General features: G+C 58.5%; 12 protein-coding genes. All 12 read left to right on the plus strand.

Annotation, left to right across the window (positions count from 1 at the left end; genetic code table 11):
• Window positions 1-44: 44 nt before the first annotated feature.
• The 12 genes from ACI77H_RS17700 (at window position 45) to ACI77H_RS17755 (ending at window position 13,527) form a co-directional block, all read left to right on the plus strand.
• Window positions 45-1,004, plus strand: a complete 960-nt coding sequence (locus ACI77H_RS17700; RefSeq protein WP_150632635.1) for a PDR/VanB family oxidoreductase — start codon at window positions 45-47, stop codon at window positions 1,002-1,004.
• Between the two features lie 19 nt (window positions 1,005-1,023).
• On the plus strand, window positions 1,024-1,524 hold the full coding sequence (locus ACI77H_RS17705; RefSeq protein ID WP_150632634.1) for a flavin reductase: 501 nt from the start codon (window positions 1,024-1,026) through the stop codon (window positions 1,522-1,524).
• A 225-nt stretch (window positions 1,525-1,749) separates the two neighbouring features.
• Window positions 1,750-3,027 carry an OprD family porin gene (locus ACI77H_RS17710; RefSeq protein ID WP_407013028.1) on the plus strand — a complete coding sequence of 426 codons (1,278 nt, stop codon included), beginning with the start codon at window positions 1,750-1,752 and terminating at the stop codon, window positions 3,025-3,027.
• 140 nt (window positions 3,028-3,167) lie between these two features.
• Window positions 3,168-4,349, plus strand: coding sequence for an alpha-hydroxy acid oxidase (locus tag ACI77H_RS17715; RefSeq protein WP_407013029.1), 1,182 nt, complete (start codon window positions 3,168-3,170; stop codon window positions 4,347-4,349).
• 151 nt (window positions 4,350-4,500) lie between these two features.
• Window positions 4,501-5,607: an NAD/NADP octopine/nopaline dehydrogenase family protein gene (locus ACI77H_RS17720; RefSeq protein WP_407013030.1), complete on the plus strand. Its 1,107-nt coding sequence runs from the start codon at window positions 4,501-4,503 to the stop codon at window positions 5,605-5,607.
• Entirely contained in the window at window positions 5,604-6,602 is a 999-nt protein-coding gene (locus ACI77H_RS17725) for a 3-hydroxybutyryl-CoA dehydrogenase (RefSeq protein ID WP_407013031.1), read from the plus strand. The genes ACI77H_RS17720 and ACI77H_RS17725 overlap by 4 nt, the downstream gene beginning before the upstream one ends.
• A 134-nt stretch (window positions 6,603-6,736) precedes the next feature.
• A complete protein-coding gene (locus ACI77H_RS17730; protein WP_407013032.1) occupies window positions 6,737-7,360 on the plus strand; it encodes an NIPSNAP family protein in 624 nt (207 codons plus the stop codon).
• 501 nt (window positions 7,361-7,861) lie between these two features.
• Window positions 7,862-9,139, plus strand: coding sequence for a cystathionine gamma-synthase family protein (locus tag ACI77H_RS17735; RefSeq protein WP_407013033.1), 1,278 nt, complete (start codon window positions 7,862-7,864; stop codon window positions 9,137-9,139).
• 151 nt (window positions 9,140-9,290) lie between these two features.
• Window positions 9,291-10,721, plus strand: a complete 1,431-nt coding sequence (locus tag ACI77H_RS17740; protein WP_407013034.1) for an amino acid permease — start codon at window positions 9,291-9,293, stop codon at window positions 10,719-10,721.
• 59 nt (window positions 10,722-10,780) lie between these two features.
• The gene (locus ACI77H_RS17745) at window positions 10,781-11,671 is read left to right on the plus strand and encodes a LysR substrate-binding domain-containing protein (protein ID WP_407013035.1); all 891 of its coding nucleotides are present in this window, start codon (window positions 10,781-10,783) and stop codon (window positions 11,669-11,671) included.
• A 16-nt stretch (window positions 11,672-11,687) separates the two neighbouring features.
• Window positions 11,688-13,067, plus strand: a complete 1,380-nt coding sequence (gene thrC / locus ACI77H_RS17750; protein ID WP_407013036.1) for a threonine synthase — start codon at window positions 11,688-11,690, stop codon at window positions 13,065-13,067.
• 22 nt (window positions 13,068-13,089) lie between these two features.
• Entirely contained in the window at window positions 13,090-13,527 is a 438-nt protein-coding gene (locus ACI77H_RS17755) for an Lrp/AsnC family transcriptional regulator (protein WP_407013037.1), read from the plus strand.
• The last annotated feature ends 101 nt before the right edge of the window (window positions 13,528-13,628 follow it).

The following is a 13,628-nucleotide window of genomic DNA, read 5'->3' on the forward strand; positions in this document are numbered from 1 at the left end:
GTGCCCAGATGTGCCCCCTTACAACGAAATCGGGATGGTCCTGTATGAGCGATCAATTATTGAAAGTCGTCGTGCGCAAGCGCGAAGAACAGGGCGAAGGTGTTGTCGTACTGGATCTGAGTGATCCTGCGGGACAGCCTTTGCCCGCCTTCGAAGCGGGCGCGCATGTCGATATCCACCTCAAGACCGGTCTGGTCCGCCAGTATTCGCTGTGCGGTGATCCGGCCAACGCAGGTGCCTATCGCTTGGGCGTACTCAAGGATCCCGCCTCGCGTGGCGGTTCGGTGGCGGTGCATGAACTGCTGCAGGAAGGTCGCGAAATCGAGATCAGCCTGCCGCGCAATCACTTTCCGCTGGCCAGCGATGCCAGGCGTTCGATCCTGATCGGCGGCGGTATCGGCATCACCCCGATGGTGGCCATGGCCTACGCGCTGAATGCCCGCGACAGCGATTTCGAACTGCATTATTGCGGTCGTTCGCGCAGCCGCAGCGCCTTTCTCGAGGAACTGGGTAACGCTGCGTTTGCGTCGCGGTTGAACACCCACTTTGACGACGAAGCCGCCGAACAGAAACTCGACCTGCCAACAGTGCTGGGCACGCCACAAGCCGGCGTACACGTGTATGTCTGCGGGCCGGCCGGTTTCATGGACTGGGTCATTGCCCAGGCCCTGGAGGCGGGGTACGCCGACGATCATGTGCACCGCGAATACTTCCAGGTCGAAGTCGACGCGTCGGGTGCCGGTTTCGAAGTGGTCGCTCAGCGCAGCGGCAAGACCGTACAGGTTGCCGAAGGCCAGAGCATCGTCGATGCGCTGACTGCCGTGGGCATCAAGATTGAAGTGTCGTGTGAGCAAGGCGTTTGCGGTACGTGCTTGTGCGACGTCATCGAAGGCGAACCGGATCATCGCGACGTGTATCTCACGGATGACGAAAAATCTGCCAATGACCAGATTCTGGTGTGCTGTTCCCGGGCCAAGTCCAAGAAGCTGGTGCTGGATATCTGATAGACCGGAGGGTAAGACCATGGTCGATACAACTGGATTTCGTAACTCAATGGCAATGCTTGGTGGCGCGGTTTCGGTCATCACCACCGATGGTCCTGCGGGGCGTTTCGGGTTTACCGCTTCGGCAGTATGCAGCGTGACCGACCAGCCACCGACGCTGTTGGTGTGCATGAATCGCTCGTCGTTTTCCAACGTGCATTTCAAGAGCAACGGTGTGCTGAGCGTCAACGTGCTGACCCCTGGTCATCAGGAGGTGTCGGGGGCTTTTTCCAACCGCAACCTCGATACCGAACAGCGTTTTTCCTGCGCATCCTGGAGCACGCTGGAAAGCGGTGCGCCGCTGCTTGATGAGTCACTGGTCAGTTTCGACTGCCGTATCGCCCAGGCTCATGAAGTGGGATCGCACACGATTTTCTATTGCGAGGTGCTGGGTATTCGTAATGGCGACAGCCAGGAAGGCCTGGTGTATTTCAATCGTGCCTACCACCGTTTGGGGGATGCCTCTAAAGCAACTTCCTGATGTGGGCTTGCCCAAAAAAACGATAAGACTTTTCCTGATCGTTGAGTGTTTAAAATAACTATAAAGCGGTTTTCGCTGTTCTGGCGAACGGCTGCGTTACGACTTTTTTGCAGTAAGTGGTTATAAAAACAATACTGCGGATTGACTGCCAAAGTTGCACTTTTGCTGAATTGATCTGCTTCCACTAGTCGTGCCTGTGTGCATGTAAAAAAGAAGGAAAGTTTGATGTTCCAGAAGAGCTGGGTAAACCGTGGCATCACCACCGCGGCCGTAATGGGGATCTTCACGCCGATCGTTGCGCAGGCCGATTTCGTAGACGACAGCCAAGTCAGTCTGGGGATGCGCAACTTCTACATCGACCGCGATTTCAAACAGCATGACGCGCCGCAATCGCGGATCGGCAGTTGGACCCAAGGCTTCGATTTTCGCGCGATCTCGGGTTACACCGAAGGCACGCTGCAGTTTGGCCTGGACCTCTCGGCGCAGTACGCCTATCGCCTGGATGGCGGCGGTGGCCGTGGTCCGGACAGTATCATTCCGTACGACACCAGCAAAGGTGAACAGGTCCGCGACTACGGCCGAGCGGCGCTGACCGGGAAGGTTCGTTACAACAAAACCGAACTCAAGGTAGGTGAACTTCGCCCGACGTTGCCGGTGGCGTACATCGACGACTCGCGGCAATTAATCACCACCTATCACGGTGTGCAGCTCGAATCGAAAGAAGTGGATAACCTGACACTGACCGGTGGCCGTTTTACCGAAATCAGTTCCCGGGAGTCTTCCAATACCGAGAAGATGTACTTGTTCAATGGGCCCAACATTAAACGTCGCAGTGACGGTTTAAACTTTGGGGGCGCCACGTATGCGTTTACGCCGAACTTGTCCGGTACTTACTTCTTCGGCCAGCTGGAGGACATCTACAAACAACACTACTTGGGCTTGACCTATAACCATGATCTGGGGGCCGGTTACGGCGTGAAGACCGACCTCCGTTACTTCAATAACAGCGAGGATGGCAAGGCGTTATACGGCGACATCGATAACAAGTCCTACGGGATCATGACGACCCTGAAGAAGGGGGCCCATGCGTTCGGTGTCGGCTATCAGCGCATGCTTGGCGAGTCGACATTCCCGACGCTCAACGGCTATGCACCGCAGCCTTACCTGGTGAACTGGTCGACCGTGGCGTTCGTCAAGCCGAACGAAAGCTCCTGGCAATTGCGTTATGACTACAACTTCGCGGGTATTGGTTTGCCGGGTCTGAAATTGATGACGCGTTACATGCGCGGCACCGGTGTCGACCGGGGCAACAATGCCCTCGACCAAAACGTCGAAAGCGAACGCAACATCGTACTTGGCTATGTGGTGCAAAGCGGTCCGCTCAAAGATGTGGGTTTCGAATGGCGCCGCATTGACGTCAAGACGCGTTATGGCAATGGCAGTGCCTCGGGTGCGGACTATCAGGAGAACCGCCTGATCACCACCTACACCTGGAAGTTCTGAAATCCTCCGGGAGCCGTTCGCGGCTTCCGGGCTGCCCGCGCATCGGGCAAAGGCTTGTCAACACTGGTTTTCCATCGCCCGGATCGTTCCTTCCGGGCTTTTTTTCGCAGCGGTTTTTATCCGCCCTACGAGGATGACCTATGCGTCGTTTCTATACCGGTTCCGACTTGAATCGTGTGCACAGCATTGCCGAACTGGCCGACATGGCCCGGCGACGCGTGCCTTACTTCGTCTGGGAATACCTCAGCGGTGGTGCGGAAGCCGAACTGACGCTCAAGGATAATCTCGACGCGTTCAGTGCTTATGGCCTGCACGCCAGAGCCATGGTGCCTTGCCATGCGCCCGACACGTCTCGCGCGTTGTTCGGCAAGGTGCTGCCAATGCCGATGCTGATCGGGCCGACGGGCTACAACGGTCTGTTGCACCGCGATGCCGACATTCACTTGGCCAGGGCTGCGACGGCACGTGGTTTGCCATTCAGCCTGAGCACCGCGTCCAACACTTCACTTGAAGACCTCGTCGCGGCGGCGCCTGGCGTCGACCTGTGGTTCCAGCTGTACGCCATGCGCGATCCGGCGGTGCAAAAAAGCCTGTTACAGCGCGCCGCCGCTGTCGGTTGCCGGACTCTGGTGTTGACCTGTGATGCGATGGTGCTAGGCAATCGCGAGTGGGACCGACGCAGTTTCGCCAGGCCGCGACAGCTGTCATTGCGTAACAAATTTGACGTGGTCCGCCACCCGCGTTGGCTCAAGCAAGTGATGTGGCCATCGGGGCTGCCAGGTATGGGCAACCTTGAACCTTACTTGCCGCCGAGCGAGCGCAATCCCTTGGGGTCAATGGCGTTTATCGGCAAGCAGATGGACACCTTGCTCGACTGGGACATGCTGGCGCGTCTGCGTGATCAATGGGGCGAGCGGTTGTTGCTCAAGGGCGTGTTGCATCCGGCCGATGTGGAACGAGCCATCGCCCTCGGGCTCGACGGTGTGGTGGTGTCCAATCACGGCGGCCGCCAACTGGATGGTGCCCTCTGCAGCCTTGACGCGTTGGCGGCCATTGCGCCTCAGGCGAAAGGCAAGCTCAGCCTGCTGCTGGATGGCGGGATCCGGCGTGGCAGTGACATCGTCAAAGCGCTCGCGCTCGGGGCCAATGCCGTGCTGCTGGGGCGCTCCACCCTTTACGGTGTGGCGGTGGCAGGCGAAGAGGGTGCTGGCCGGGCGCTGGACGTCTTGACGGAAGAACTGGCGCGGACCATGAACCTGATGGGCTGCACCCACCTGAACCACCTTGACGGCGACAGCGTGTTCGAGCGACGACGCGCCTGAGCATTTGTGGGCGTGAGCCTGCTCCCACACTGATTGTGGTCGCATTCGACCCGTTTATTGCGTTGCAGAATCGGAATGACGCTTGCGCGTTTCGGGCAGTGGCTCGCCGGGGCCGTTGCTAGGATCGAGGCTCTTCTACAGGAGTGCTTTCATGAATATCAGTGTTATCGGCGGTGGTCACGGTTGCTACGCGGCAGCGATAGAGTTGGCGGAGAAAGGCCATTCGGTGCGGTTGTGGCGCCGAGACAGTGCCGCGCTGGAAAAACTGCAAGGCCTGGGCCATCTGCTTGTGCGCGACTTTCGTGGCGAACGACGCTTGAGCCTGGGGCAGATCGGGGATGCCTTGACCTTGACGGCCGATCTGACACAGGCCGTGGCCGATGCTCAGTTGTTGGTGATTGCCTTGCCGTCGACCTCCCACCAAGCCCTTGCCAATGAACTGGCGCCCTTGTTGCGCGACGGGCAAGTGGTGTTCCTGCCGCCGGGGACGTTCGGCAGCCTGGTGTTCGCCCAGGCAATGGCGAAGGCGGGCAATCACAGCGAGGTAGCGTTTGCGGAGACCGGCACCTTGCCCTATCTGGCACGCAAGCATGGCGATAACCAGGTGGTGATCAGCGGCTACGCGACCCGTCTGCCGACCGGGGTTTTTCCGAGTCGTTTGAGCGAGTCGGCGTTCGCCGTATTGCGCGAGGCTTACCCCAGCGTCGAACCGATCGAAGATGCACTCAGCGGCGCGCTGATGAACGCCGGGCCGATCATTCATCCGCCGTTGATCCTGATGAACGCGGGTCCACTTGAGCATTTCGAGACGTGGGACATCCACAACGAAGGGACCGTGCCTTCGATTCGTCGCGTGACCAATGCCCTCGACGCCGAGCGTATCGCCGTTCGTGAAGTACTGGGCTATGGCGCACCGCATTTCCCGCTGGCCGATCATTACGCCACCGACGGCGATGAATGGATGTACGGTCGCGGCGCTCACGGCAAGCTGACCGATAGCGGCGATTGGCGTGAAGACATCGACTTGCAAAAGCACCGCTACATGCTTGAAGACACACGACTGGGCTTGTCGTTTCTGGTGTCGGTGGGGCGCTGGGCTGGCGTGCCGACGCCGGTCGCCCAGGGCCTGTTGAGCCTGGCCACGGTGGTCAGTGGCATCGACCTGTACGCCGAGGGTCGAACCCTGGAAAACCTCGGGCTGGATCAACTGAGCCGCAGCGAAATGGCGCAGTGCCTGAACCAGGGATTGCAAGCATGAGCGCCGATCCGCAACGCATCTGTATCGTCGGCGCGGGGCGCATGGGCGAGGGCATTGCCTTGGCGTTCATGTTCGCTGGACTGCCGGTGACCCTGATCGATATCAAGCAACGCGAGCCCGTGGCGCAGGACCGCTACTTCCGCCAGATCGAGGGCCACTTGCGCGGCGAACTGGCGACGCTTGCACGTCTGGGATCACTCGATCCGACACAAGTCGAACAGGTGATGAGCCATGTACGCTTGAGTGATCGCGAGGGCAGTGGCGACGATTTGCACAGCGCCGCCGTCGTGTTTGAAGCGGTGCCTGAAGTGCTTGAACTCAAGGCCCTGACGTTCGCTTGGCTGAGTGCGGCATGTGGCGATGAAACAGTGATTGCATCGACGACGTCGACTTTTCTGGTGACGCAGTTGGCGGCACTGGTTACGCACCCGCAACGCTTCGTCAATGCCCATTGGCTGAACCCGGCGTTCCTGATGCCGCTGGTCGAAGTCAGCCGCAGCAAGGACACCTGCCCGCAGGTGGTGCAACGCCTGATGGCATTGCTCAAGCGAATTGGCAAAGTGCCGGTGCAATGCTCCCCGGCGGCTGGTTACATCGTGCCGAGAATCCAGGCATTGGCGATGAATGAAGCGGCGCGAATGGTCGAGGAGGGCGTGGCCAGTGCCGAGGACATCGACACCGCGATTCGCGTCGGTTTCGGTCTGCGTTTCTCCGTGCTGGGGATGCTTGAGTTTATCGACTGGGGCGGCGGCGACATTCTGTTCTATGCCTCCCATTACCTGGCTGAAGCCATCGATCCGCGTTTCCTGCCACCCAATGTCATTGCCGAGAACATGGCGCAAGGACGCAACGGGCTGCGTGAAGGTCAGGGTTTTTATGATTACCAGGACGTTGACCTGGAGGCCTACAAACTGCAGAGGCTGGGTGAGTTCACCCGCAAGCTTGAGTTGATGGGGCTGTCACCGGTGTTCAACGGTGGCGTGGCAACGTTCTGAGCGCGGAGCTGACGTGTGATCGCGACAGCTTCACGACCTGGTTACACAACCGGCGCGCCGTTATGGCGGCGTCGGTTTTTTCGTGGTGGATGCAAGTCATCCACGCATTTGTCGGGTCCTGAATCGAGGTTGTCATGAAGCTGTACGAATTGATCACGTTCACCGTGCGTGTGCGCACTGTCGCCACTGCCATGGCTTGTCTGGAGCAACGCCTGGCCGTCGATGACGCCGCCGTGAAACTGATCGGCTGCTGGGCGTCGGAAATCGGCCCGCTGAATCAAATCGCGGTGTTGCGTGGTTTTGCCGACGAGGCGTCTCGCCAGGCTGAGCGCGAACGTTATCTGTTGTATGCCGACGCGTTTGGCATCGAGGCGTATCTGACGGACATGCGCGTGGAAAACTACACCTTGTTTCCCTTTATCCAGCCGCTGCCTGCCGGGCGCCACGGGCCGTTCTACGAACTTCGCGTATACGACCTCGTGCCATCGGGGTTGGCCCCCACGCTCAAGGGCTGGGAAAAAGCCGTAGGGCCGCGAACCGGCGCGCACTACTCCCCGGTCTATGCAGCCTTCTACGCCACCGACGGTCAGTTGCCGCGCTACCTGCACATCTGGCCCTACGACTCGCTCGAACAACGCCTGGACGTACGCACCCGCGCCGTGCGCGACGGCGTCTGGCCTCCGGAGAACTCCGCGCCACAGCTGCGCGAAATGCATTCGACGGTGTACCTTCCGGCGGCGTTTTCACCTCTGCATTAAACCGCTTTTCGGGCTGGCGAGATTGTCCAGGTTCTTGTCAGCACCAGGTAAGTATCGCGGGTTGCCACGCGCTTTAATTGAAGCCATCAAGGCCCGCGTACGTCTACTAGCTCGACCAGGTCAAGCTGGGTTTTGAAGGCGTCATACCGGCGGATATAATCAGGGGTTTTTCGTATAAAGATGGCTGAGGCGATGTCTTATATTTTGATGTTTATTGACCTCCATTAATGTTCTATTTGGTTCCTAAAATGGCTGCTTAAGGGTGTTCGGACTGCCCCGGCAATATAGAAACTCCCCATTTCAATGTCCGGATCGCGGTCGACAAAGACCGACCAACCAGGCGCTAAAAATTCTGCGTCATCGTTTAAACGTTCAGCCATTAAAAAAAGCGGCCCTTTGGCACCGATAACATCGTTTCTCGGGCGCACCGCTTTTCAATATATTGGCCGCCAGATCTGGTGAATGACTCAACACTCACCACCCTCAGTGCGAGTAGTTTTAATGAACAATAAACCTGACAACGCAGGGCTTGATAACGCCGGAGCGGGGACCCGAGCGGTCTGGGGCGGGGAGCAAGTCAGGCACCCCTACAACGCCACTCAAACACCGATCGTAGTCAGCGCCGCTTACGGTTACGACGACATCGACGTCTGGTACGACGTTGCGTTGGGCAAGACGCCGGGCTTTATCTACAGTCGCATGAGCAACCCGACGGTCGAGACTCTCGAAGCAAAAATTCGCGAATTGGAAATGGCCGAGTCCGCCGTGGCCTTCAGCAGCGGCATGGCGGCGATCAGCAGTGTACTTTTCACTTTTCTGGCCAATGGCGATCGAGTGGTGTCAACCAAAGACAGCTATGGTGGCACCAACAAGATTTTCGAAGAATTCCTGCCGCGCACGGGCGTTGAGGTGACCTTGTGCGAGACGTTCGATCATGAGGAGATCGAGCGTGAAATCGCCAAAGGCTGCCAGTTGGTGTACCTGGAAACACCGACTAACCCGACGCTGAAAATACTCGATATCCAACGTCTGGTGGCTGCGGCCAAGCGCGTCGGTGCTGTGGTGGTGGCGGATAACACCTTTGCCACGCCACTGAATCAGAACCCCCTGGCGTTAGGGGTGGACGTGGTCATCCACAGCGCGACCAAGTTCCTCAGCGGTCATGGCGATGTGCTCGGCGGTCTGGTGTGCGGCAACGAATCCTTGATGGCCAAGGTTCGTCATTACCGGGAAATCAACGGGGCGACGCTCGACCCGTTCTCGGCCTACATGATCATCCGTGGCATGAAAACGCTGGTGCTGCGCATGCGTCAGCAGCAATACAGTGCCCGTGCCCTGGCGGAGTTCCTCTGCACCGAACCGTTGGTGGAGTCGGTGAATTACCCCGGCTTGACCAGCCACCCGAATCACGCTGTGGCGTGCGCACAAATGTCCGGTTTCGGTGCCATCGTCAGTTTTGTTCTGGTCGGTGGGATGGACACGGTCAAGGTGCTTTTGCCACGTCTGCGATTCGCCCACTGCGCGGGTAATCTGGGCGCGGTGGAAACCATTTACGGCCCGGCCCGGACCACCAGCCATGTCGAGAATACGCTGGAGGAGCGACTCGCTCTGGGTATCTCCGAAGGACTGGTGCGGGTATCGGTCGGCATTGAAGACACTGACGATCTGCTCGACGATTTGAAGCAGGCGTTCGCTTTTGTCAGGTGTTCGCGCAATGAGCTGGCACAGACAAACACAGAGAACTCGAATAACAAAACGTGCATCGAGGCAGCAAGCTGAAGTTTTAACGTTAGTACCTCACGACAAGGTCGTTAGTGAGGTGTTCATGAAGTGGAATAATAATAAAACTTAGTGGCGACCTGTTTTGACTCTGTCCAGTAACTGATCGCAGATGTTAATGCGCGCCCTAACAACTTTCATGAGAAGAACCATGTCCATAAAAGAACAACAACTCACTACGCGTGCCGGTTTTAAACAGGAAATGCAGACGCGCCATATTGTCATGTTGGCATTAGGCGGCGTCATTGGTACCGGGCTGTTTCTCACGTCCGGGTACACCGTGAACCAGGCCGGTCCGTTGGGTGCGGTCATTGCTTACATCATCGGCGCACTCATGGTTTACATGGTCATGATGTGCCTGGGCGAATTGGCGGTACAGATGCCGGAAACCGGTTCGTTCAGCACCTACGCCACGTGCTTTCTCGGGCCGGGTACCGGCTACACCGTGGCCTGGCTGTATTGGCTGACGTGGACCGTGGCCATCGGCTCGGAATTCACCGCCGCCGGTATTCTAATGACGCGCTGGTTTCCGGACACGCCGGTGTGGATCTGGAGTGCGCTGTTCGCTGGCGTGGTGTTCCTGACCAATGTGATCTCGGTGCGTTTGTTCGCCGAGACTGAGTTCTGGCTGTCCTTGATCAAAGTAGTGACGGTGGTAGTGTTCCTTATGATCGGCGGCGGGGCGATTCTCGGCCTGTTGAATATCGATCAGGCCCACAGCATCGGCCTGGGTAACTTCACCCGCGAGGGCTTGTTTCCCACTGGTTTCATGTCGATTGCCATGACCCTGTTGGCGGTGTCCTTTGCCTTCTCCGGAACCGAGTTGATCGGTATCGCCGCCGGTGAAACAAAGGACCCTCAGCGCAATGTGCCGAGGGCCATTCGGACCACCGTGCTGCGTCTGGCGATCTTTTTCGTCGGTACCATTTTCGTACTGGCGACCCTGTTGCCCCGCGAGCAGGCCGGTTTGGTAGAGAGTCCTTTCGTCACCGTGTTCACCTACATCGGCATTCCTTACTCCGCCGACATCATGAACTTCGTGATCATCACTGCGCTTTTGTCTGCAGCCAACTCCGGGTTGTACGCCGCTTCGCGGATGCTCTGGACCTTGAGCGACCAAGGCCACCTGCCAAAGCAGTTCTCTTACCTGACCCGCATGGGGACGCCGTTGAATGCCATCGTGTTGAGCATGGTCGGCGGCGGCGCCTCCTTGCTCAGTAGCGTATTTGCCGCCGACACCGTCTACCTCGCACTGGTGTCGATCTCCGGGCTGGCAGTGGTGGTGGTGTGGATGAGCATCGCTGCGAGCCAGATAGCTTTCCGCCGTCACTATGTGGCCAATGGCGGCGATGTCCGCGACCTTAAGTTCCGCGTCCGGGGTTATCCGTGGGTGCCGTTGGGAGCGCTGGTCTGCTGCAGCCTGGCGTGTGTCGGGATTGCTTTCGACCCTGAACAGCGGGTGGCTCTGTACTTCGGTTTGCCATTCATCGCCTGGTGCTATTTCGTGTATTACATTACCCGCAAAAGCCGCGAGCGACGCTTGTCGGTTGCCCCCTTGGCACAACCGTCCGATGCGTTCTAGCCGTCTGCGACGGGGTGGGCAAAAGGCTCGGTGGAGGGGGCGTCAATGAGGTTCAGACCATGAAGCAAAAGACGCTACCCCCATTGAACTGGTTGCGGGCATTCGAGGTGTCCGCCCGTTGCCTGAACTTCACTCACGCTGCCGATGAACTGTTTCTGACTCAGGGTGCAGTCAGTCAGCAAATCCGCCAATTGGAAAGTCATCTGGGTGTAGCGCTGTTCAAGCGCTTGCCCCGCGGCCTGGGACTGACCGAAGAAGGTCAGGCCTATCTGCCAGTCGTGCAGGATGCAATCACTCGGCTGGCAGTGGGGACCAACGAGATTTTTGGTCAGCACAAACGCCGACCGATCAAGGTACGCGGCAGTCTGGCGTTTTTCGTGCACTGGCTGGCGCCCAAGCTGGTGGGTTTTCGCCAGGCCCATCCACAGGTCGACATCCGCTACATCAGCAACATCTGGGTCAAGGAACTGGATGGTGAGGACGACATGGAAATCCGCTGGGGCCATGGTCAATGGCCCGGTTTGGTGTCGCAGCGTCTGACTTGGGACACCTTGTTTCCGGTCTGCTCGCCCGCCCTGATGGCGAGCTCGCCGCTGATGGTGCCAGCGGACGTGGCGAACCTTCCGTTGTTGCATGTCCTGGGTTACGAAGAGGGTTGGGGTTACTGGTTGAACATGGTCGGTGCGGACACCGTCGCTTCGTCGACCGGCATGCAGTTCGACACACTGATTTCCACCTTGCGCATGGCCGAGTTGGGACAGGGGATTGCCCTGGCTCGGTCCTCGATGGTTGAAGAGATGCTTCAGGACGGACGACTGGTCGAGCCCTTCGACCAGCGCATCGAGGCCAGCGAGTCTTTTTACCTCGTACGCGGTTCCGGGGCCGACCAGCACCCCGACGCGGTCAAGTTTTCCACCTGGCTGGTCGAGCAGGCACATCGTTTTAAATGAATGACCGGAGCCAACCATGCGTTATGTGAGTACCCGAAATTCGGCTGTTCAGGTCAATTTCGAAAGGGTCGTGTTGTCTGGTATTGCCGAGGACGGCGGGTTGTTCGTGCCGCTCGAACTGCCGCTGTTCGAACCACAGGACATTGCCAACTGGTCGACCTTGCCCTACGACGAATTGGCCTATCGGGTGATCAGCCCGTTTGTTGGCGAGACGATCTCCGAGGCAGACCTCAAATGCATGCTCAAGGAGGCTGGCAGCCAATTCAGCCATCGGTCCCTGGCACCTTTGCATCAGGTCGATCGCAACGAATGGGTGTTGGAGCTGTTCCATGGGCCGACTCGCTCCTCGAAGGATTTTGCCGCCCAGTTGCAGGCACGGCTGGTGCAATACTTTCTGCGCAAACGCGGGCGTCGCGCGGTGGTGCTCGGTGCCACCAACGGCGATACCGGGCTGGCGGCCATAGAGGCATTCAAGCATTGCGACGAAACGGACGTGGTGGTGTTTTACCCGGAGAAAGGTGTACCGCAAGACCAACTCCAGCATCTGCAAGCAGTGGCGCATCCCAAGGTTCATCAGTTCGCAGTGAATGGCAGCTTCGACGAGTGCCAGGTCATCGTCACCCGGCTTTTCCTTCAGTGGCCGTACACGCAACACGAGGCGATCAGTTTCAACTCCAGCAACTGGGTCAGTGTGTTGGCGCAACTGGTGTTTTATTTCCACGCCGTGCTGCAACTGGGGGGCGGTCAGCGTCCGATCGGTTTCAGCGTACCAGCCGCGAGTTTTGCCGAGGTCTATGCCGGTTACATCGCGCAGAAAATGGGCTTGCCGATCACTCAGATAATCGTCGCGACCAACCAGAATGACGCGTTGCATCAGTTGTTTCTGAAGAACCACTACTCCAGGTTGCGAGCCAACAAGACCTTGTCGCCGGCAATGGACCTGTCGATCTTTTCTAACCTGGAACGTTTTCTCTGGGAGCTCTACGGGCATGACGATCAGGCCGTGAGTGCGCTGATGGCAGCGTTCGAATCCAGCGGCGAGATGACCATCGCCAACGAGTTCTGGTTGCAGGCACGGATGATCATCGACTCTTACGCGGTCAGTGATGAGGAGACACTGACGGAAATTACCTCGCTATATCGTGACACCGGTTACGTCATCGACCCGCATACCGCCACCGGTGTCCTCGCGGCCCGGTTGTACCGCCGAAGCCTGGTGGCGCCGATGGTTACCCTCGGGGAAATCTCGCCGGCCAAATCGGCGGTGCTGCTCGGCGAGCTGGGGGTCAGCACACCCGCGCAACACCGTCAGGTTGCGGCGCAAGGGGCGGCGCAGCTTTACCGGATTCAACCGGACGACCTCGACACCATCCATCAGCTGCTTGGCGCACTGTGAAGGCGCGGCAACAGGAGGCCATGTGAAGCGAATTCTGGACCCTCTCGATGAACACATCATCGCGGAACTGCGGCTCAATGCCCGGGCTGCCCACGCCGAGCTGGCGGCGAAGGTCAACCTGTCGCGCAATGCCGTGCGCCAGCGTATAGAACGGCTTGAGCGCGACGGGGCCATACAGGGTTATACGGTACGCACGGGGGAGGGGCGACATGCTTCCTCGAGCATCAATGCGGTGATTTTCGTCTACCGCTACGACCGGATGCGCGGCGCGGAAGTGCTGCAGGCCCTGCGGGCAATACCGGAAGTCATTCAGTGCGATGTGATGAGTGGCGAGTTCGATCTGATGCTGCGGGTCGGCGCTGCCAGTCCGGAGCGGGTGCATAAGGTCTGGAATGAAATCTGCGCATTGCCCGGGGTGGAAAATACCGTGACCTCATTCGTGCTGTCGTCCGTCGTCTAGCTCCTTTATCGCTCTGCAAAAGCCAACCAGTGTTGGCTTTTTTTATGCCTGACGCTTTACCCGGACACTGGTCAAAACGCTCATAAAATAGAGCAAATTGA

Source organism: Pseudomonas sp. O230, assembly GCF_045447035.1.
Lineage (GTDB): Bacteria > Pseudomonadota > Gammaproteobacteria > Pseudomonadales > Pseudomonadaceae > Aquipseudomonas.